The sequence below is a fragment of the Pedobacter deserti genome, from assembly GCF_024436415.1.
Taxonomy (GTDB): Bacteria; Bacteroidota; Bacteroidia; order Sphingobacteriales; family Sphingobacteriaceae; genus Pedobacter; species Pedobacter faecalis.
In genome coordinates this window covers 1,208,937-1,230,558 of record NZ_JAFMZQ010000001.1, presented here as the reverse complement: position 1 = coordinate 1,230,558, position 21,622 = coordinate 1,208,937, and the positions used below count along the sequence as shown (strand labels likewise).

General features: G+C 40.7%; 13 protein-coding genes and 3 tRNA genes. 8 read left to right on the top strand and 8 right to left on the bottom strand.

Annotated elements, in window-relative coordinates; all coding sequences use genetic code 11:
• The first annotated feature begins 392 nt into the window (after window positions 1-392).
• From J3P40_RS05580 to J3P40_RS05570, 3 genes are all read left to right on the top strand, one after another.
• Window positions 393-4,274, top strand: a complete 3,882-nt coding sequence (locus tag J3P40_RS05580) for a type IIG restriction enzyme/methyltransferase (RefSeq protein WP_256003662.1) — start codon at window positions 393-395, stop codon at window positions 4,272-4,274.
• Window positions 4,275-4,553: 279 nt separating this feature from the next.
• Window positions 4,554-5,192, top strand: a complete 639-nt coding sequence (locus tag J3P40_RS05575; RefSeq protein ID WP_256003661.1) for a master DNA invertase Mpi family serine-type recombinase — start codon at window positions 4,554-4,556, stop codon at window positions 5,190-5,192.
• A gap of 221 nt (window positions 5,193-5,413) precedes the next feature.
• Window positions 5,414-5,587, top strand: a complete 174-nt coding sequence (locus J3P40_RS05570; protein WP_256003660.1) for a hypothetical protein — start codon at window positions 5,414-5,416, stop codon at window positions 5,585-5,587.
• 833 nt (window positions 5,588-6,420) lie between these two features.
• Here the strand turns inward: J3P40_RS05570 and J3P40_RS05565 are convergent.
• Window positions 6,421-7,212: a DUF4393 domain-containing protein gene (locus J3P40_RS05565; protein ID WP_256003658.1), complete on the bottom strand. Its 792-nt coding sequence runs from the start codon at window positions 7,210-7,212 to the stop codon at window positions 6,421-6,423.
• A gap of 631 nt (window positions 7,213-7,843) precedes the next feature.
• Between J3P40_RS05565 and J3P40_RS05560 the strand changes: the two genes are divergently transcribed.
• Together J3P40_RS05560 and J3P40_RS05555 are read left to right on the top strand one after the other, a co-directional pair.
• Window positions 7,844-9,616, top strand: a complete 1,773-nt coding sequence (locus J3P40_RS05560; protein WP_256003656.1) for an AAA family ATPase — start codon at window positions 7,844-7,846, stop codon at window positions 9,614-9,616.
• Window positions 9,609-10,487, top strand: coding sequence for an HNH endonuclease (locus J3P40_RS05555; RefSeq protein WP_256003654.1), 879 nt, complete (start codon window positions 9,609-9,611; stop codon window positions 10,485-10,487). The genes J3P40_RS05560 and J3P40_RS05555 overlap by 8 nt, the downstream gene beginning before the upstream one ends.
• A gap of 283 nt (window positions 10,488-10,770) precedes the next feature.
• Here J3P40_RS05555 and J3P40_RS05550 read toward each other — a convergent pair whose 3' ends face one another.
• From J3P40_RS05550 to J3P40_RS05525, 6 genes are all read right to left on the bottom strand, one after another.
• Window positions 10,771-14,223: a DEAD/DEAH box helicase gene (locus tag J3P40_RS05550; RefSeq protein WP_256003651.1), complete on the bottom strand. Its 3,453-nt coding sequence runs from the start codon at window positions 14,221-14,223 to the stop codon at window positions 10,771-10,773.
• 506 nt (window positions 14,224-14,729) lie between these two features.
• Window positions 14,730-14,801 (bottom strand) — tRNA-Glu (locus J3P40_RS05545).
• 103 nt (window positions 14,802-14,904) lie between these two features.
• Window positions 14,905-15,540, bottom strand: a complete 636-nt coding sequence (locus tag J3P40_RS05540) for a hypothetical protein (RefSeq protein ID WP_256003650.1) — start codon at window positions 15,538-15,540, stop codon at window positions 14,905-14,907.
• Window positions 15,541-15,603: 63 nt separating this feature from the next.
• On the bottom strand, window positions 15,604-16,029 hold the full coding sequence (arr, locus tag J3P40_RS17800; RefSeq protein WP_370687724.1) for an NAD(+)--rifampin ADP-ribosyltransferase: 426 nt from the start codon (window positions 16,027-16,029) through the stop codon (window positions 15,604-15,606).
• A 530-nt stretch (window positions 16,030-16,559) separates the two neighbouring features.
• Window positions 16,560-16,631: transfer RNA gene (locus J3P40_RS05530), tRNA-Glu, on the bottom strand.
• Window positions 16,632-16,673: 42 nt separating this feature from the next.
• Window positions 16,674-16,746: transfer RNA gene (locus J3P40_RS05525), tRNA-Met, on the bottom strand.
• 110 nt (window positions 16,747-16,856) lie between these two features.
• Between J3P40_RS05525 and era the strand changes: the two genes are divergently transcribed.
• On the top strand, window positions 16,857-17,735 hold the full coding sequence (gene era, locus J3P40_RS05520; RefSeq protein WP_256003648.1) for a GTPase Era: 879 nt from the start codon (window positions 16,857-16,859) through the stop codon (window positions 17,733-17,735).
• Between the two features lie 47 nt (window positions 17,736-17,782).
• A complete protein-coding gene (gene der, locus J3P40_RS05515; RefSeq protein ID WP_256003647.1) occupies window positions 17,783-19,084 on the top strand; it encodes a ribosome biogenesis GTPase Der in 1,302 nt (433 codons plus the stop codon).
• 11 nt (window positions 19,085-19,095) lie between these two features.
• Here the strand turns inward: der and J3P40_RS05510 are convergent, their stop codons facing one another.
• Window positions 19,096-20,664 (bottom strand): S41 family peptidase, encoded by a 1,569-nt coding sequence (locus J3P40_RS05510; RefSeq protein WP_256003645.1) that lies wholly within the window; start codon window positions 20,662-20,664, stop codon window positions 19,096-19,098.
• Between the two features lie 136 nt (window positions 20,665-20,800).
• On the opposite strand from J3P40_RS05510, the gene murQ reads away from it, so the two are divergent.
• Complete coding sequence (gene murQ / locus J3P40_RS05505; protein WP_256003642.1) at window positions 20,801-21,616, top strand: N-acetylmuramic acid 6-phosphate etherase; 816 nt, start codon at window positions 20,801-20,803, stop codon at window positions 21,614-21,616.
• The last annotated feature ends 6 nt before the right edge of the window (window positions 21,617-21,622 follow it).

Genomic DNA, 21,622 nt, shown 5'->3' with positions numbered 1-21,622 from the left:
GTTTATATCGCGTTTGCTCGATGGCTTGTTATTTTATAAAATGGTTATGTTGCTTTGGACACAACTCTATGATAATTGATCTTTGTGGCCAAAGTATGTCGAATGAGATTAAAACACTTCTTGTTACTGGGCTGGCAGAGGTAACATTGGCCTCCTGTTCGAATCGTAAACAAGCAAATGAGTTACAAAGGAGATAGCCTAGGCCGAAGGTTTCCATACGGTTCTCTGATTCGACGAGCCTTATAATATTGATAACTGTTGAATGAATTCGTACAACTATACCCGAAATACCACGAGCATGCGGTATTGCCGATGCCTTGACGATAATTTCTAAACGTAGGTATTATTAATATCTTTATTGATCCATAAACAAATTGTACTCAATTCTGACAATGATAAACCTGATAATCCATTCACCTAAAAAAGCATTAAAGGCATTTGTCAAGCAAAAACCGTTAAGAAGTGAGATTGATATTTTCAAACTAAACTTAGCTGCGTTGCTTGATAAGATTAGTGTAATAGAAAACAGGCCAAAGGATGAGAGTGAGGAGCATTTAAAAAATGACATACGCGATTTTTTACGTGACACATATTATCGCGATTCTCATGCAATTAATACGAAAGACAAGAAGGATCTGGTTGTGCATATCGGCAAGTCTACAGTAAGCGAGGTTGGTGTTATTATCGAGGCTAAACGACCGAACAATACCAATGAAATGATTACGGCTATTAACCTTAACAAGAAAGCCATGCATGAGCTGATCTTATATTATCTAGACGAACGCAGCCGTGCAGGAAACAATCAGCTCAAAAAGTTAGTGATCACCAATATATATGAATGGTATATTATTGATGCCAATTACTTTGATAAATACATTTACCGCAATACTGCGATTAAAAGATTATATGACATTTATATAAACGACCGAAAGGACAACCCATTCTTTTACGAAGAAATCCGTAAGATTCTCGCAAACTTGGAAATTGACCTTCCTTGTGTCTATTTTGATATCAGAGAATATACGAAAATCATTAATAATAATAATAATAAAAAAGATGATGACAAGCAGTTAAGTGCATTGTTCAGGGTCCTATCACCACAATATTTATTAAAAGTAGGCGTGCCTAATGACGGCAACTCTCTTAATGAAAAGTTCTATAAAGAGCTTTTGCATTTAATCGGGCTAGAAGAGGCTAAAGAAAATAACAAGGCAATTATCCGAAGAAAGAAGGAGGGTCGTCACAATGCATCATTGATAGAAGCAACAATCGATGCTTTAAAGACTGAAGATGTGTTACACCACGTTCCTGACCTCGCTAGTTATGGTACTGACCTGGAGGCGCGAACATTCACTATTGCTCTTGAACTCTGTATTACTTGGGTTAACCGTATTTTATTTTTAAAGTTACTGGAAGGACAACTCCAAACATACCATTATGGTGATGAGGGATTTAGGTTCCTTAACAGTCAGATGATTCCCAATTTTAAAGAACTATATAAACTGTTCCATAAAGTATTAGCTGTACCAGTTGAAGAACGGACGGAAAATGTAAAGACTAAATACGCATTTGTCCCTTACCTTAATAGTTCTTTGTTTGACATAAGTGAACTTGAAGATCAAACTGTTAAAATCCAGGCCTTAGACCAAGCTGAACGATTACCACTTTTTCCTCAAACAGTTCTAAAAGAGGCTAAAAAGGATGCGGGTACCCTTCCTACATTGGATTATATTTTCCAATTTTTGGATGCTTATGATTTTGCAAGTGAAGGAGATGATACAGTACAAGAGGAAAATAAAACTATAATTAGTGCTTCAGTACTTGGTACTGTGTTTGAAAAGATCAATGGTTATAAAGACGGGTCTATCTTTACGCCTGCGTTTATCACCATGTATATGTGTAAACGAATCATTAGAGAAGCAATTGTTGCAAAATTTAATGACTCATTAGCAGGGGTTGGAAAAAAGCTGTTTGATGACTTTAAGGATCTTCGCAACTATACTCGGCGTCTATTCAAATCAGTGGAAATATTAGAGGCCAATCAAATCATAAACTCAATTAAAATTTGTGACCCAGCTGTTGGTTCTGGGCACTTTCTGGTTTCTGCGTTGAACGAGATAATCCATATTAAAGCAGAGTTAGGAATACTTGCTGACCATGAAGGCAATAGCATCAGTAATTACGAGTTTGATATAATTAATGATGAGCTTGTCATTACTGATCCAAAGGGCAACCTGCTTGGCTATAAGCTTAAAGACGGCAAACCTGTTTCTAAAGACATCCAACACCTGCAGAAGACTCTTTTTCATGAAAAGCAGTTACTCATAGAAAATTGCCTTTTTGGTGTAGATATCAATCCTAACTCAGTTAAAATTTGCCGTTTACGTCTATGGATTGAATTACTGAAAAATGCATACTATAAAGAAGAGACCTCATTTTCTCAATTGGAGACATTGCCTAATATTGATATAAATATCAAAACTGGCAATAGCTTACTAAGCCGTTTTAAACTTGATGCAGACTTAACCAAAGCATTAAAAAGTGTTAAATACGACATAAAAACCTATCGCGATTTCGTTGACCAATATAAAAATGAAAAAAGTCGGGAAGTAAAGCGTGACTTACAAGGCATAATTAATAGCATAAAAGCAGATTTCAAGACTGAAATACACAAGACAAGTAAGGACTACACCAATTGGTACAACGCTAAGAGCGAGCTAGATAAAACCACTGCTCAGCTAGGAATTTTTGAACTAAATGCTAAGGAAAAGAAAAAGTACAACGACAATATAGGGTTACTCACTTCGAAACTTAAAAAGTTCAGCCAAATTGTTGAGGATATAAAAAACAATGCTATTTACAAAAACGCTTTCGAGTGGCGGTTTGAATTTCCGGAGGTTCTTAAAAATAACGGTGAATTTGAAGGGTTTGACGTAATTATCGGCAACCCGCCATATATCCAACTGCAAAAACTAAATGAAGAGATCAAGAAGGGACTCGAACAGCAAAATTTCAAGACGTTTGGAAAAACAGGTGACATCTACCAGTTATTTTATGAGCACGGCTTAAACTTGCTTAAAGAAGGTGGGCGCCTAGCTTTTATAACAAGTAACAAATGGATGCGAACTGATTATGGAGATTGTACGCGAGAATACCTTGCTACTAAATGCCGACCTACACTTGTAGTTGATTTTGGGATGAAACAAATTTTCGAATCTGCTACGACCTATACTAATATGTTGTTTTTTGAGAAAGCCGCTCCGCCCACATCGATAAAAATGTGTAGAGTCAATGATAAGTTTGATATGAATACAATATTAGAAGAATATATTGACTACTTTTCTGTGGACATCGATAACCCGGGCAAAAAAAGTTGGGTTTGTTATCAAAAAGCCGAATATAAATTGATAAAGAAAATAGTTGAACAAGGTAAACCCCTGAAAGAGTGGGACATTAAAATCAATCGGGGAATACTTACCGGCTGTAATGAGGCCTTTATCGTACCTACAAAGATAAAGGAGGAGATCATTATGAAAGATCCTAAAAGTGCTGAGCTTATCAAACCTCTTCTTCGGGGAGAAGACATTAAAGCATACGTCCCTGAATGGAATGACCTATGGTTAATCGGAACGTTCCCAGCCCTCAAAATCGATATTGATCAATATCCTGGTATCAAAGAACATTTAATGCAGTTCAGAGAACGTATTGAACCTAAACCCAAAAATTATAATGAAAGATTAGGTAAATGGAAAGGCCGCAAGTCCGGGTCATATAAGTGGTTTGAGACGCAGGATAGCATTGCATATTACGAGGATTTTTTAAAACCTAAGATAATCTATCCGAACATGACAAAATACTTGCCGTTTGTATATGATAAACACCAGTTTTTTACCAACGACAAATCATTTATCCTCAGTAGTTCGACACCTGGTTACTTAACAGCATTTCTAAACTCTAAACTTTTCAAATTCGCCTTCAAAGATTATTTTCCTGAATTGCTGGGTGATACCAGAGAAATACGTAAAATTTTTTTCGAAACCATAACCATCAAGCCTCCTATTAAGACAGAAATATTTGATCAAAAAGTTATATCAATAGAACAGCAGAAAGCCCAAAATCTATCAACTATTGTTGAAGAAAATGAAATAAACAAACTGATTTTTGAGCACTATGATTTAACCAGTTCTGAGATATCTATTATCGAAGAATCTTCCTCGTTACCTGTTGTTTCTGACAAATTTACTAGCTTAATCTCTTCGTCTGTGAGCATATAAATCTCGAATAGTTTTCTGTCGACTAATTGCTGAATTAACAGGGTTGGCAGACCTGACAACTTCGCCTTAACCAATTCTGTCAAACAATTTTCAAATGCAAGATTGGTGTCGTTATCTATTTCCTTCACTGCGACAGTTTCAAAAAAAACTTTGCTCAATTCACGGGTATCTCCTAGAAGTTCTGGAAAGTATTCCTTAAAGGCAAAACGAAATAGTCTGGAACTAAAAAAGGCAGTTAAATAACTTAACTGAGTACCAGTTATAACAAAACATTTTTGGTTGGTAAAAAACTGGTGTTTTGTTTCTACATTAAAGCCAAAAATGGTATACGCCTATCTCAGAGTAAGCACAGACAAACAAACAGTTGAAAACCAACGATTTGAAATTCTAAAATTTGCCCAGCAAAGAAACTTCCATATTTCTAAGTGGGTGGAAGAAATTATTAGTTCCAGAAAAGACCTTTCGATTAGATCCTTTGGTAAATTATTAAATGAGCTTAAAGATGACGATATCTTAATTGTGTCTGAAATATCGCGCATGGGGCGAAATCTCATGCAGATTATGAGCATATTAAACCAATGCATGGAGAAACAGGTACGGGTGTATGCTATTAAAGAGGGGTACGAATTGGGTGATAATATTAATTCCAAGGTACTTGCGTTTGCTTTTGGTCTTTCAGCGGAGATTGAACGTTCATTAATTTCTCAAAGAATCCGGGAGGCCTTAGCCAGGAAAAAATCACAAGGTGTAAAGTTAGGACGTCCGAAAGGAAGCAAAAAGAGCAATCCAATTCTGGCCATCCATAAAAATTTTATTAAGGAACAGATTGCTTTGGGTGCGAAACAGATTGACATAGCTAGAAAGTTAAAGGTTCATAGACACACCGTCAAGAAATGGATTGAATTACAACAGGCTTAGAATCACTTTTAGTTATTATAAACACATATGCCTGCTTAAGGAGCCGCCCCAAATTTTGGCGGCCTTTACAGAGTATATTATTTCAATACTAAAATCTGCCTCTGTCAGGTGTGGGATTTGAACCTGTTATAGTGTGGGCTTCATGGATCACTTGACCGCAACGCTCGCATCGACAATGATGGGAGTGTGATGTGAACTTTGTTCATTCTGACTTCCTCCCTTTGATTGAAAGATCCTTCCAGCGCGCGTTTGAGTTCTGGTTCATAGCGGACCTGATCATGGCAGACATCAGGTTCTCGGGTAACGGTGTCTTTGGCACCCTCCCTCTATGGGCCAAGCAAAAGCCAGGTCACCCTGGTGAGCTTGAGTTGTTCAGCAAAAGTAATCCAGTTTGACGCCACGTGGTCATAGCGCGGATCTTTATAAGCCGGGTTGCCGGCATGGAAACGGGCCTCCAAACAGGATCCCCCAATAATAACAGTTCCTGAATGGACCAGTTAATCTGGCATAGCTCGGAAAGGTAACTCTTTACCGTATTCTTGCTGATACCCAGTTTTCGTGGGCAATGGTCTTGATCCCCGCTGTGCTGCTGGTGCAGCCGTAATAATTGTTTGATCTGGCTCATAGGTCGTGCTATTCCGGCCATCATAGTATGCTTTAGTGAACAAATCACCAAAGCAACCTAAATCAATACAATTATCGAAGGAGGTTCAGCTTGCTCCGGAACAACCTCCAAAATAGCCGCGCCCTGGGGCTAGTATGCTCCGGAATAGTATACGTATGTCAAATCAAAGGGGGCAGCATCCACGGAATTAAAGCTTTACAAGCACTTAGGTACTTCAAAAGGCTAACCGAACTGAGGGTCAATATGCTCCGGAATATCCAATCAAATTTCCAAGTTCGTTGGATTTTGTTTTTCGATATTAATTAGTTTACCACTCCTAATTTTGTTAAGAAGCACATTTCAACGTAATATGACTTTGAGATTCCTCCAAATGATATCGGAGATATCTTTCATGGAGGTCTGGGCAAACTCATAGTTTCCAAATCTTTCTTGCCAACCTCAGAGTAATGGAATTGACTTTTATCTTTTAATCCTTCAAGTATTTTCTGAAATTTTCACTTGTTTAAATGGTGGCTAACCCGACGGAGCTTGGTGTGATAGAAAAGCGAAGTGGAAAACTTATGTTTAGATAACACTTAGCCAAGTATGTATTAACAAATGGTTTTACTTGCACGCATTTTTGAATTGTATACCATATTCATTGACGTACACGATACTTTCTGTACCTCCAATCTCCAATTCTAGATCTGCATTTCCAGTCTGATATTTGTTTAGTATCGAACGTAAAAAAGGAGTGCTTCTAATACTATCGTAGCCATCTTTACCTGCTGTTCTGTCGAACATTAACTCTATTAAACCAAATTTACTCAACCTCACTAAACTAGCAGAAACATCAAATTCAGAATAGCCTTCAATTGTCCAGCCTGCATACCATTCTGGGGTAGCACCCGTAAAGAACTTCCCTTGTCCTTTTATCGTAATTCTAGGATTTAGAATTTTTTGATATGCATTAATTTTCGCTAATTCATCAAATACTTTAGCGTCCAATGAGTTCATTTGTTTAATAATTTCAACAAAGGATGGATGAACGACGTTATTTTTATCTACATTCATGGCGTTCGCGAGTAAGTTAACGTACATCTCTCTTAATGTTTCATTTTGAGCGGTATAAGTTAAAGCCTGCAGAAGGGGAACAGCAATTTCTGGTTCAGGCGATTTCCTTTTTTCTTCTGGGATTTTGTCTAACCTTTTCTTTACTTCAGTTTCTACAAAATCTTCAATTCTTTCCCAACCCCACAACAAACCCCTTAAAGGCGCTAAAAATGCTTTCACAGTCCTTCCAGCGACACTACCGACTTCTTGCAATGCTGGCTTTGCCACATCTTTATAAACTTCAGGAGCTAAAGCTTTTGCTTCATTGACAATTTCTTTTGAGCTTTCCGGGTCAATAATCATAATTAGTGGTCTTAAAAAATGTTAGCTAATTTAAAATAACTGCAATAATATTTTGTATGCAAGGATCGTCAAATATTTTAATTTTCCAACACAAATAGCTGCTTTTAAGAGTCTTACTTTATATTGCTGGGTCTTTTGGTCCGTCGTCCATTCTGTATGGCTTTCTTAGTTTAGCTGTTAACAGTTAAATAAAAAAACCGCAATAAGAACACTACTGTTTTCAATCTTTTCTGCTATTTACAAGCCGCTCCAAATAAGCAACTTCTCCTCTTCCACCTCAATCAGTAGCTCGTATAGCTTTATTTTCTTCGTAGGATTCGATCAGCGTGTCATGGGGATTGAAGTTATAATGTTGGCTCTCCCGCAGGAAACGGGCGGACAGCAAACCCTATCTAGGAAGTGGAAAAGCGGCGCAACTGGAAAAAGGAAAGCACTGACCGTGTTCACCATCGGCCTATTCACCTGGTCAATCTTAAAAAATACCATCGATGACAAATAATAGAACGAGACTTAGGATTTGACCATAAATCGTATACTGTATATATCATTTAAAGAAATGTATCTTTAAGCGTAAATAGACTCAAAAGCTGGTGGTCATCAATAGGAGACCGGCTAATTTTCAGAATGCAATATGGAAATAATTTACTTATACATTGGAGACGATGGAAAGAACATAAAAGACTGTGAATTCAACTTTTCTCCCGAGTTTCGAATATCCTATGACCAAAACAAAAATTATATCAACGTAAATAAGAATGAGGCACATCTACCGAATTTTTGGGAAGCCAACAACATCTACAACATCACTGCGATCATCGGGAAAAATGGGGCTGGAAAAAGCAACTTGTTAGAATTTATCTTCAGGTATTATACCAGCTCATCTGGACTAAGTAACCTACCTAGAATGAAGTTGATTCATATTTATCGGCGAAATGGATATTTGTACATAAATAGAAATGATATAGCCAGCAACTACAACTTTCGCAACAAGCATTACGTGCAGTATCCCTTGAACAATTTTAGGAAGGATGTCAGTACAAAATTCCTGCACTATTCAACACACTACGAAAAGAATATTCTTTTTGACCTTGGTGGAGGCATTACATCTGAAGACATTTCTACCGGAGGCTTGCTGAGAAAATACGGGGAAGATAGGAAAGTAATGAAGTTTCCAGAGGCCACTTCTTCAGATATAGAGAGGTTGATGATTGATGATACTTTCAGACAAATTGAATTGATCACTTCTTCGAATGCTACGTATTTTAAGGGCATCAGCTTGCCAAAAGCCCTGAATATAACGTTTAAGAAAGGTGCAAACAAGCTAAAGATTGACAATCCTGTATATGACAAACTGTTTATCGATAAGCCATTACCCGAAATGGATTTTATCGAACATTTCACCAATAGATTTTTATACGCCTATTTTAATGATCCAAAGAACGCATCGGATTTGGAGATTGTACCAGAAGATCTCACGGTTGAGGAGTTTATCAAAAAAAGCTATGCTGGAGAACTGTATAGCGAACTGATCAGCTTGAACGAAACAGGTAAAATTCTATTCACCAAATACCCTGACAATATGGGAATGAGGTCAGATTATAGCTGGACTTTTGGCGTCAAAACAGTAGACCTATCTTTTAACCTGCGTATTGGTCTATATCGTTACTATTTCAAGGGAGACGTTTTTTCAAACCCTAGTTCACTAGACCATAGAGGCTTAGCAGCTAGTGATTTAACAATAGGATGGCACGGATTGTCTGCTGGAGAGCTGGAATATCTCAATTTACTATCTCGTATTTATGCCTCCATCAATGAAGTCATTATTGACCACGGCCAAGAAAAGAACGTGCAGAGACCACCCCAAACCTATAAGAATATCATCCTACTGCTTGACGAACCTGAAAATTCCTTTCATCCCGAGTGGCAAAGATTGTTTTTGAGTAATTTGCTGGATTTCCTGAATAAGACTACTCCATATCACACTTTCCAGATCATACTAGCCTCCCATTCTCCGATAATTATTTCTGATTTCCCAAAAGACAACATCATTTTCCTGGATAAAAATGAGATCAATGGGACCTGTAGGGTCGTGAACTCGATCAGCCGGGACAATACTTTTGGCGCAAACATACACACATTATACAGGAACAGTTTTTTCATTGACGGACTTCCAATCGGTGAATTTGCAAAAAAGAAGATCAATCAACTATTCGATGAACTCGAAAATGCTGAAGCGATCAGGCCGACAATATTGAAGGAAATCCAAATGATCGGTGAACCAATTATCCGTGATGAACTTATGAAACTGTACAAGCAAAGGGAAGGGGTTCCCGAAGAAGTGAACAGAAGAATAGCTGAACTGGAAAAAGAAATAAGAATCCTTAAAGATAGATTAAATGATTAAGATCAACCGTAAGAATATTGAAGATATTGCACTACAGTATCTGAACAGCATAAAAAGCCGGAGGTTTAGAAAAACAAATCCTATAGCCACTTATTATGTAGATCATCTTGATGAGATCATATTGGTGAAACCAGCAGCAACGGACCAGATTAATCAAAAATTCCTAAGCCTCTATGCTCTTCATAAGGCAGACTTCCATTCATTTCGCGCATACATGGACAACCAATACAAAAGAATGTGCATGGAAATAGGCAACTGGTTAGCTAAAGAGTTAAATGTAAATACCTGTCCTTATTGCAACAGACAATATACCTTCACGATTGACAAGAAAAAGAAAATCAGGCCACAGTTTGACCATTTCTTATCAAAATCTAAACACCCGCACTTTGCCTTATCGTTTTACAACCTCATTCCATGTTGTCCGACCTGTAATCACATTAAATCGGACACGGCAGAAGAGCTTCTATACCCCTACGACGAAGGATTCGAGAGCAAATGTTACTTTAAGACAAATCATGTGGATTTTATGATCAATAGAAAAGAACTCGAAATTCAACTTGAAACAATAACTGAATGTGACGAACATTTTAAAGCAAGATGCAATAACAGTATACATACATTTGCTTTACAAGAGTTGTATGAGCAACACTTAGACTATGCTGAAGAGATCATTATCAAAGCTTACTCTTACAATGAGGACTATTACCAAGGCTTAACCGAGAATTTTTCTAAAATGGGCAAAAGCAAAAATGAAATTCAACGTTTAATTTTTGGAAATCATATAGACAGAGCGAGTAATGAACGACGACCACTCTCAAAATTAACCAGTGATCTATTAGAGCATATTGGAATTGTTGAATGCTTGGCTTGAAATTCAAAGTACAATGTTGACAACCCGAAAACGTGAGTAATAAGCAGTAAAAACTTCCATAGTAGTCTCTATAAATATATGTTTCCAAGGAATTGTTATCCTTGTTATATTGCATGGGGCCTAGCATTAGTAAAACGACAGCTTTTTGAACATGTCACTATGATTCAGATGCCATTAAAAGATGTATAATCTTATTGTTAAGCACAAGCGTTGATTAGCAACCCTTGTTGATTGAATTGAATCGAAATGGTAAGGAATCAACGTTACGTACCAAGATTTTATCTCAGTGGGTTTGTGTCCAAGAAACACCAACATTAGCGGATAATTCGCTAAATATACCTGCAGTATTCCACAGTGTTTTATCTCCTACAACGTAAATAACTTCTTTTGCCCGTGTAACTGCTACGTTAAGGATATTGGGCTTGTTTCCGGCCCATTTTCTTGCCCCTATTTGCTCGGGAGATGGTGCTCCAAGTACGAATATAACTGCTTCGGCTTCTCTGCCCTGAACGGTATGGACTGTTCCTATTCGCTCATTCGGCCATAGATATGGGTTTTCCACCCAACCATCTAATATTCCACTATTAACAATGAGCTTTCTAAGATTTTCTGCCACGATCAGGAACGGACTAATGATATAAAGATTCGGATTGATTCCTCCTTCCTTTATTTTCTGGAGTAATTGTAGTACCAATTCACCTTCTTTCTGGCTCCATTTATCGAGCGATCGTCCTTTTACATCAAACCATTGAGAAGTTCCTATGAGATCCCTTATTTTAGACTCTCCCTTTTGTTTAGCCTGTACCATCTTTCCGCTGTAGGCAATACTGTTCGATATGGTAAACATTGGTTCTGTACAACGCCTGTGAACGAGCAATGGAATCCCTACTTTCCTGGTTCCATCATTTCCATCAAATTCTGCGATGTACTTAGAGGTAGCATCTGCGAGGGTCTGGACAGACGCATCCGGTGCATTAAAGCGGTCGGCGTCTACTTTGAAATATTGGCAAATACTTTTAGTCAGTATTTCGGGGAGGATGACTACCGGCTCGATCTGGATGGGGTCGCCTACTACTACTGCTCTTTTGCTTCTCATGATTGCACCTACTGCTGCCTGTGGCACTGCCTGGCCTGCCTCATCGATTAATAGCCATCCAAGACTTTCGGGCGGTATCTTGCCTAGCATTCGTTCAATGGATGCAAATGTGGTGGAAATACTAGGAACAATGAGGAATAGCGAAGACCAAAGATCTGGGACAAGCGCTTCCTTTTCCTTATCCGGCATTTTCTTACCCGAAAGCACCATCATCATAAGTGATAAATTATGCCTGATTTTTTGTGCTGACGCATCGATAAAAGCCTTGTGTACAGCTATTGCTGAAATAAAAATCTTATCTCTTATTCGCTGCACCTCGTCATTACACCATGGCGAGATTAAATGTATTTCTTCCCTGGTTTGACTCCAGAAAGTTTCTCCAAGAAGATGCTTGCCAATTTTTTTACTGGCCTCTTCTAATTTTTCTTGGGTCGAATTTATGTTGTTTGTTTCTATTCCTAAATCTTTCTCAGCTGCCTGCATTTTGGATAAGCTTTCACTTACATTTTTTGACTGCTCAGCCTCTTGCTTTGTCAGATTTTGGATTTTAGTGAGTATGGCGGAAAGTTCATTTAATAAGGCTAAATCTCCGGCTTTCCATCGTAAAAACTCAGCCGACCGGAGCAACCTGGAAAAAAAGCCAGGTCTTGATTGCCTATGGACAGCTTTTCTGGTTTCTATCTGCTGTTGCTCTATTTTAGCATAGGCTAAATCTTTTACAATAGGGCCATATTTTTTTTGAGCATTTTCATATTCAAGAGAAAAAACAGATATAGCCGCTTTGAGTTTACCCGCCTTAATTTTAAATGCTTCTAATGAAATAACGAGCGCTCTGGTTTTCTCCAGTTCTTTAAGCTTTATTTTACTCTCTTCAAGGAGCGATAAATGTTCCTGGCGCAGCAACTTCCATTTCATAAGCGCACTCTCAGGATTTGAAGGTGCTTGTTCTTCTGTTACAATCTTAGGGCGTTCATGTTTGACCTCTCCCGTTTTCGGATCCGTTACTTCTATCCATTGAGGCGTTCCTGATGCTTCAGCGAGGTAAGTACGTAATCCAAAATCTTTATCCCACCAAAAAGTTTGCTGGAACACATTTTTATTCTTTGCATTTCCTAACACAGCCGCAACAATTCCCCAGGTTTCCTTTTTATGGAGTCTATCAGACATGCTTTTAAAATAACGTAGCTCCGGATATTCGTTGCTCACCGCCTCAAGGGTGGGAAGTTCTGCACTTACATTTTCAACAGCTTTATTGTTTGACGATGCAATGAGCATTTCATAACCTTTGAGCTTACTGTCGAGTTCATAGAAATGAAGCCAGGCCTGTCCAATATTAATTTTCTGCCCCGTAGTATGAAATGCTTGTTTGGGATCATGGAAACTGCACATAGCTTCTGCACGTTGGGTGATAACCCCTGCAACAATGTCCCGCAATAGTGTAGTCTTTCCTGTTCCCGGAGGACCGTTTACAGGTAAAATGCCATTATTTTCCAGACTCATGAAAGTAAGGTTAACTGCTGCCTGTTGAAGCAAGACTAAAGGATGCAGGCCTTTTCCCGGCCACCTTGCAGGAGGCATATTTATTGGTGCTAATAATTTTTCAAGAGCTGTATTATCTTCCAAAAGATTATAATAGTGCTCTGGACTGGTGGCGCCCAGGTACCGTTTTAAATTGGCTGTTGTACTTTTTTTCTGGGCAAGCTTTTTTGCTGTAGCCAGATCATTTAAATAAAAACTATTCAACAACAGCCCTTCAGGTGAGCCTCCGCTCTTATAGTAATGATAGTATTTAATCGCAAATTGATTTTGCCTGGCTAAATCTTGCGGTATGCTCAGTCTCTTTATCAGCCACTTGTATCCTTTGTCAATGATATTAAGGTCTAGAGGAATCGGCTCTCCATTTTCATCTTTTCGCCTTAGAATGCTATCTAGCTCTTCATGCAATTTCTGCTCAATATTGGACCAATTATCAAGTTTGGGCAGTTGTCCGTCAATTGCATACGCGAGTGCCCAGGCAAAGCTGGATATGGAAACCGATAGAGGTTCAACCATGAAACCCTTGTTGTTGACCAGAACCGACGCCAGGATCGCCTCTCCTTTTCTCGTCGCCTTTTCCTCACTGGTATCATTATATACTTTCAAAAGCAGTTTAAAAGATTCGTCAACTTTTATTGTACCGATGACGATATTGTAAAATAACTGATAGTTGGGCTTTGAGATTCCACCCGGCCCTTCCCAGGGAGCTTTTCCACTTCGGAACGATAAAATAAGCTGAGGATCTCCGTTTTGGGCCAGGTCCTTAGGTTCAGTGAAAGTTTGTGGTGATAACACCTCTAGGCAGGTCCATGCAGATAAAATATTTTGGCTCGTTTCTTTACTAACTTTGGCAGGTTCAAGGTTTTCCTTTATTGATGTAATTGGATCCATATTACTTTGGGATAACGACTCTAATGTTGTCGCTTTTTCCGCAACTTGCTTTTCCTCCTGATCCATAATCAGAGCCACCAATTTTTTCGCTCTTAGTGTATTCCGATGATTAAGTTCGATCAATAAGCCCTTCACCAGCGCATGATCATTCGATTTATTAGAAAACTCCTTTTCCAGTTGTTCTATTGTGTAATTGAAGTATGGTCTTGTCATCAGGTGGCTTGTAGCGCATTAATTTCCAACAAGATAAAAAAAGGAATGATAAATATAATAAAGATCGCTTTATTGCTCTGATCACAGATCTCCTTAAGGATCAGACCGAAATTTGAAGTAGAGTACCTTTCATTCGAAGAAAAGGCTACCCACTCAGAGACGGGAAGATCGCCTTTTGAAAACATTGAGAGTGTAATAATCTGTTCATAGATGTGTTTTGAGAGATTTTCTGCAAAGAATTTCAATCGGCAATGATGGAAGAGTTCAGTAGCAAATCATTAAGAGGCCATTGAAAAATACTATTTGTGCGTCAAATGGATAAGATTTAGCCATAACACCTACATGCCTATGAAATAATGGGAATTGTAAGCAAGCTAAAACACAGTAACGACAATCGTAGATTCAGGATTATTGAGAATTATTTGACTTAATCACAGCGCGGCAGTGGCCAATAGGTTTTAAGCGTATAAAAAAAGGAAACAACCATGACATGTTATTTCCTTAAGTAGCCCGTAGGGGAATCGAACCCCTGTTTCCAGAATGAAAATCTGGCGTCCTAACCCCTAGACGAACGGGCCATGATCATTCGGAACGTAGTAAAAGCTACCTCTTATTTCCGAACGCGTGCAAAGATAGAGTTTTTTGGAAAATGCAAAAATATTTTTCCAATGCTTTTAAAGTTTAAGTAAGGGTACCCTCATAATCCCAAATGGCATTCTGCTCGGTGATGAGGTCGCGATTGAGGTCGGCCAGCAACTGGGAATATTTATTTTGCAATTGCTTTTCCTGTGAAGTGTCGAAGTATAAGGCCTCGCCTTCGTCAAAGATATCCAGCTGACCAAGTTCCAGCCGTCCGATACAACTGTAGATCATGAAACTGATATGTCCGTAAAACGTACTCAGGTTTCTGACCTTACTTGCGTAAGATCCGTCGCACTCCAGGTCGATGTTGTAGACAAACATAATACCTTCTGCTTCATCGCCGCAGTCTTCATCTTCCAGCAGTTCAAATTCGTCTATTCCGGTGACAAGCAGATACGTACGTTTGCATTCCAGGATCTTTTCTATACCAGACATAATTAATTTTACTGCGGGATCGCTCACCGTACTTAACAGTTCCAGATCGTCGTCTATGGAAATGATCTCCACTTCATCGGAGTCCTCTCTCATAAACTCGTCTTTTCCGGTGTTAACCATGCCATTCAAGTCGGCAAGTTCTCCGTGCATGGCGATACTGTAACCGTAACGCATGAGTTCGGTAACGATGCTGTTCAAAACCCAAACCGGAGTACCTTGTATAATTTCGTTATCTCTCATAGTAGATATCTTTGATATAAAGATCGGAAATAAACGGGCTAAAAAAAAGAGGTTAAACAGTCGTCAATTAATAATGTCATCTTTTTTACCGGCAAACCTGTCGCGAATACGCTGTACTTGTTCCGGTGATGTTCTTTGCCATTCATTCGCTTCCCCAATTATCCTCAGCGGTTCGCTGCTCCGGTAGGAACGCGTGGGGTTGCCTGGGAATTTCAGGTTGGTCACATTGGGATCATCCTCAAAACTGCCGGTAGGTTCTACGATGTACACGCGTTCCGGGCCTTCACCTGGTGCGAGTGCCGCCGCCAGGCCTGCCCCATTTGGCAGGGCGGTGAAGTAGATATGATTCATCAGCAAGTCTGACTGGTAGTTGGAAACCCGGCCGGGAGTCAGTAAGTCACCCATATTGAGCTGCGCTTTAGTACCATGATAAAATGGTCCTTTGTCGGCAGGCTGGCTTACAGACTCAATGGCCAGCTCCTGATGCATTGCTGCTTTTTCTGGATTACCTACCTCCTCATAGCATTTGGACAAATTGGTGTGCAGCGAAGGAAATGCACTTTGAACCGCGTTGTCCCCAACCTTTTCCGCAAGCTCCAGGGCGCTCTCATACCACGTAATTCTGTCTGAGACATTAGACTGAACGCGCGCAGTAAACCAGGCGATAAGAAATCTTTCAAAATCATTAGTGGCTTCGTCCCAGCCCTGAAGGAAAAGAACTGCGGCTTCTTCAAGTTTTCCCTGCTCCTCTAAACGCATCCCCTGCATGCAGAGCCTAACGATAGGATTATCTGGATGAAATTCTGTAGTCATATTCATTGAATTTGTTCGAATATAGCGGGTCAGAACCATAAAGAAGTGCGTTTTAAACTATATTTTCCCGGGCGTACAAAGACTGAAATTTCTGCGTTATACATACAACAGCCAGACAATAAGTGACTGATTGCAGCTCGTGACTAAGAGAAATTAAAAGGCATAAAAAAAGGGAAAGAAGTTTTTTAAAACTCTTTCCCTTTTTGTAGCCCGTAGGGGAATCGAACCCCTGTTTCCAGAATGAAAATCTGGCGTCCTCACCCCTAGACGAACGGGCCTTTTTAAAGATTGCCCCAGCTTTACAACTGTGAACCTTTAGGTAGCGGGGACCAGACTCGAACTGATGACCTTCGGGTTATGAGCCCGACGAGCTACCAACTGCTCCACCCCGCACTATATACAATTCTTTTGGTGTTTGTTAAATCCTTAACGTTCCTTCCGAATTGGAATGCAAAGATATAATTCGTTTCTTTGCACTGCAAATTTATTTTAAAAAACTTTTTATGTCCCATAAAGCAGGTTTCGTCAGCATCATTGGTAAGCCTAACGCAGGCAAATCGACCTTAATGAATGCTTTGGTTGGTGAGAAATTGTCTATCATTACACCTAAAGCGCAGACAACCAGACATCGTATACTTGGCATTGTGAACGAACCGGAATACCAGATTGTGTTTTCGGACACGCCGGGAATCATAAAACCTAAGTACGAATTGCAGGATTCTATGATGAATTTTGTGAAAGGGGCGCTTACGGATGCTGACTTAATTTTGTTGGTGACCGACATTAATGAGCAGTATGACGAGAACGATGTGATCGAGAGATTGTCGAAAACGGAGGTTCCGGTGATTGTACTGATCAACAAAATAGATACGGCTACACAGGAGCAGGTGGAAGAGAAAATCAGCCACTGGCAGGAAACATTAAAGCCCAGGCAGATTTTTGCGATCTCGGCGCTTGAGAACTACAACCTTAACGGAATCATGGAAACTGTACTCAGTTACCTGCCCGAGCATGAAGCCTATTATGATAAGGAAGATCTGACTGATCGGAGTCAGCGCTTTTTTGTATCGGAGATTATCCGTGAGAAAATCTTCAATAACTATCAAAAGGAGATTCCTTATAGCACTGAGGTTATCGTTACCTCATTTAAAGAAGAGGAAAAGATCACCCGCATCAGTGCTGAGATTATCGTTGAACGCGACTCTCAAAAGAATATCCTGATCGGGAAAGGCGGGGCCAGCTTGAAAAAGGTGGGCACGGAAGCGCGTAAAGACATCGAAAAGTTTCTTGATCAGAAGGTTTTTCTGGAGACGTTTGTGAAGGTAGTTCCCGACTGGAGGAGCAAAAAGAACTACTTAAAAAGCTTCGGCTACGAAAATTAACCTTACCTTTACCGCCCCCTATTGTCAAACCATTTCACTAGTACAACATGAGCAATATTATCGCAATCGTAGGAAGACCCAACGTAGGCAAGTCGACACTTTTTAATCGCCTCACCGAAAGCCGGAAAGCTATTGTAGATGATTTCAGCGGCGTAACGCGCGACCGCCATTATGGCTCGGCGGAATGGACAAACAAGCAGTTTACAGTGATAGACACGGGCGGTTATGTAGCCAATTCGGAAGATGTATTTGAAGCGGCTATCCGCGAGCAGGTCATTATTGCGATAGAGGAAGCTACCGTGCTGCTGTTTATGGTGGACGTGACAACCGGCATCACCGACCTGGATGATGAAATTGCGCAACTGCTTAGAAGAAGCAAGAAGCCAGTGTTCACTGTTGTAAATAAAGTAGATAATACACAGCTTCAAAATGATGCCTCTGTGTTTTACGGTTTCGGATTGGGTGAGATCTACCCTATTTCGTCAATGACCGGCTCGGGCACCGGCGATCTTCTTGATGATGTGGTTGAACATTTTGAAGATATTCCTGAAGAGGAAAACTCACTGCCTAAGATTACGATAGTAGGTCGACCTAACGTAGGGAAATCGTCTTTGATCAACGCGCTGATTGGGAAAGACCGTAATATTGTGACTCCAATTGCTGGGACTACGCGCGACTCAATCCATATCCATTACAACCAGTTTGGTCATGAGTTTATGTTCATTGATACCGCTGGTTTGCGTAAAAAAACCAAGGTTAAGGAAAATATTGAGTTCTATTCGGTGATGAGAACCATTAAAGCCCTGGAAGAGGCGGATGTGGTAATTCTGATGGTGGATGCTATGGAAGGTCTTGAATCGCAGGACGTGAACATCTTCCACCTCGCGGAGAAAAACAAAAAGGGTGTGGTTATCCTGGTCAACAAATGGGACCTGGTAGAAAAGAACAGCAAGACGATCAATGTTTTCAAGGAGCAGATTCAGCAGAAGCTGCAGCCCTTTACTGATGTGCCGATACTCTTTACTTCGGTAATTAATAAGCAGCGTATCTTCCAGGCCATTGAAACAGCGCTCGAGGTATATAAGAATAGAAGCAAGAAGGTACCTACGTCTAAACTGAATGACGTTATGCTTCCGATTATCGAGAAATACCCGCCTCCGGCTACGAAAGGAAAATACATCAAGATCAAATACATCACCCAGATCAGTGCAAGTTCTCCGATGTTTGCTTTCTTCTGCAATCTACCTCAGTATATCAAAGAGCCATATAAGCGGTTTCTGGAGAACAAGTTAAGGGAGAACTTCGATTTCAGCGGTGTGCCGATCCAGATCTACTTCCGCCAGAAATAGCATTCAGGATATTATTCGAGTGCGGTAAGTGCCTGTTTTACGATGGGGTCGCTAAGGTTTAGTGCCTTATAGTAACCTGCCGAACCAAGGTAATATTTAGCCAAAAGAACTTTCATATCATTTATGATCAAGGGCTTGGATGCTGCGAGCTGCCTCGGATCTATGATAACCTCTCTCTTTAATGCGTAGCGGATAAAATCTTTGAAGTCGGTCTCGCTGACATTGAAATCTACCAGGTTTTCCTCAACATAGTTTGCCGTGTACCTGCCCGACAACACATCATATACAAAGTCTGAAAGCACTTTCTTTTCGGCCAGACCTGCATAGAACTGGTTGAAGCCCAGGGTATCAGGCTGCACATAAATGTCGGGCTGGATGCCCCCGCCTGTGAAGCGTTTTGCATTGATGCTGTCTTTCAAATGCTTTGAAAGGGCCGAATCCCTAACGCGGCGATTCAGTTCCTGCTGATATGCATGATAGCCTCTGCTGTAAGGTTTCTGGATGCTTCGGCCCGAAGGCGTGTAATACCTGGCAATGGTAAGATTTAAAGCAGAACCATCTCCAAAAGGAAATTGCTCCTGCACAAGGCCCTTTCCGAAAGAACGGCGACCGATAATAACGCCCCGGTTTAAGTCCTGCACGGCTCCTGCAAGTATCTCACTTGCCGAGGCGGAATTTTCGTTGATCAGTACCGCGAGCTTACCATTTTCGAACTCCCCTCCGCCTGTTGCGATATACTCTGTCCGGGGTTCGTGCTTTCCTTCTGTATATACAATCAGGGCATTCTCGTGTAAAATCTGGTTGGCCAATGCCGTCGCCGCAGTTAAGTAACCACCGCCGTTGTCGCGCAAGTCCAGCACCATCTTGGTCATGCCGGAAGCTTTGAGGCTTTTTATGGCGTCGACAAAGTCTTTGTCGGTCTCGGCGCCAAACCTGCTTATCCGGACGTATCCGGTTTCATTGTTCAGCATATAGGCTGCGTCGATGGTACTCACCCTAACCCGGTTCCTTTTGATGTTGAGCACCAGAGGCTCGGCCAGTCCCGGCCGCAAAAGCGTTAGCTTTACAGCTGTACCTTTTCTCCCTTTTATGCGTCCGGTCATCTGTTCACGCGGCAGCGCTTTACCGCTGACCTCAAACGTATCAACCTTCAGGATCTTGTCACCCTGCCGTATCCCGGATAAGTATGCCGGTCCGCCCTTGACCACGTTGGTGACCAGAAGGGTGTCTTTTAAGATATAGTATTCAATGCCTATCCCCTCAAAATTTCCAGCCATTTCCCGGGCAAATTCGCTCGCCTTGGTTGGCGGCAGGTACACGCTGTGCGGATCAAGCTTGTGCAGCATGCTGTCGATAGGCAGGTGCGTAAGCGTATCTGGGTTTACCTCATCCACGTAGTTTTTGCGGATGATGTGCATGATTTCTTCAGCCTTATCAGAATTATTATGAGCATACTGGGTTACTTTGGTAAAAGTATAGCCCTGGTCTTTTAAAAACTTATACCCGAGAAACATACCTGCGATCAGGGTGACCGAGTAAGTAAGTGCGACAAAGACATTTTCGCGAGTGCTCTTTTTCATTTTTAAGATACACAAAGTTACGCAATAAAGATACCAAACTGACTATCAACCTTTCTGATTTTAATTTGTTTTGACAGTAAAAGCAGGGATTTCCCATTTCATAGGAAAATCACGATTTTAGCCGGCGCAAGTTATTATGATCAGAACAACAGAACAGGAATCAAATTACCGTGATATTGACCAGATGTCGGTACACGAAATACTTACCGGCATCAACAATGAAGACAAGTCGGTAGCCCTTCAGGTTGAAAAATGCCTGCCTCAAATTGAACGTCTTACTGCCGCAGTTGCGGAGCGGATGCAGCAGGGCGGTCGCCTGTTTTACATTGGCGCGGGTACAAGCGGCCGACTGGGTGTTGTGGATGCTTCTGAATGTCCGCCAACGTTCGGCGTGCCATTTGATCTTGTTGTGGGCATTATTGCAGGTGGGGATACGGCCATACGCAGGGCCGTTGAAAATGCAGAAGATGATGAAACGCAGGCCTGGGCCGATTTGCTTGCTTATAATATTTCGGACAAAGATTGTGTCGTTGGACTCGCTGCATCGGGCACTACGCCTTATGTGATCGGTGGATTAAACGCCGCCAGGGAAAATGGTGTCCTTACCGGTTGTATTGTCTGCAATGCAAATAGCCCGGTTGCGCAGGCTTGTGAGTATCCTGTGGAAGTGGTGGTGGGACCTGAATTTCTTACGGGCTCAACCAGAATGAAGTCGGGCACCGCACAAAAAATGGTTCTGAATATGCTGAGCACCACAGTGATGATTCGCCTGGGACGAATTAAGGGCAATAAAATGGTGGATATGCAGTTAACCAATCATAAGCTGGTGGATCGCGGTACACAGATGATTATGGCGGAGTTGAATGTCAGTGAAACGGAAGCTGCAGAACTGCTCTCGCAACACGGCAGCGTCAGAGCTGCAATTTCCGCTGCGCAAAAAACCAAACTATAAAAACAG

Excerpts from the sequence above, each read along its gene's own strand:
- J3P40_RS05550 (WP_256003651.1), bottom strand. The coding sequence starts at position 14,223 with ATGACAAGACCATACTTCAATTACACAATAGAACAACTGGAAAAGGAG.
- murQ (WP_256003642.1), top strand. The coding sequence starts at position 20,801 with ATGATCAGAACAACAGAACAGGAATCAAATTACCGTGATATTGACCAG.
- era (WP_256003648.1), top strand. The coding sequence starts at position 16,857 with ATGTCCCATAAAGCAGGTTTCGTCAGCATCATTGGTAAGCCTAACGCA.
- J3P40_RS05580 (WP_256003662.1), top strand. The coding sequence starts at position 393 with ATGATAAACCTGATAATCCATTCACCTAAAAAAGCATTAAAGGCATTT.
- J3P40_RS05510 (WP_256003645.1), bottom strand. The coding sequence starts at position 20,664 with ATGAAAAAGAGCACTCGCGAAAATGTCTTTGTCGCACTTACTTACTCG.
- der (WP_256003647.1), top strand. The coding sequence starts at position 17,783 with ATGAGCAATATTATCGCAATCGTAGGAAGACCCAACGTAGGCAAGTCG.
- J3P40_RS05560 (WP_256003656.1), top strand. The coding sequence starts at position 7,844 with ATGGAAATAATTTACTTATACATTGGAGACGATGGAAAGAACATAAAA.
- J3P40_RS05565 (WP_256003658.1), bottom strand. The coding sequence starts at position 7,212 with ATGATTATTGACCCGGAAAGCTCAAAAGAAATTGTCAATGAAGCAAAA.
- arr (WP_370687724.1), bottom strand. The coding sequence starts at position 16,029 with ATGCATCAGGAGCTGGCCATTGAGTCTGTAAGCCAGCCTGCCGACAAA.
- J3P40_RS05555 (WP_256003654.1), top strand. The coding sequence starts at position 9,609 with ATGATTAAGATCAACCGTAAGAATATTGAAGATATTGCACTACAGTAT.
- J3P40_RS05540 (WP_256003650.1), bottom strand. The coding sequence starts at position 15,540 with ATGAGAGATAACGAAATTATACAAGGTACTCCGGTTTGGGTTTTGAAC.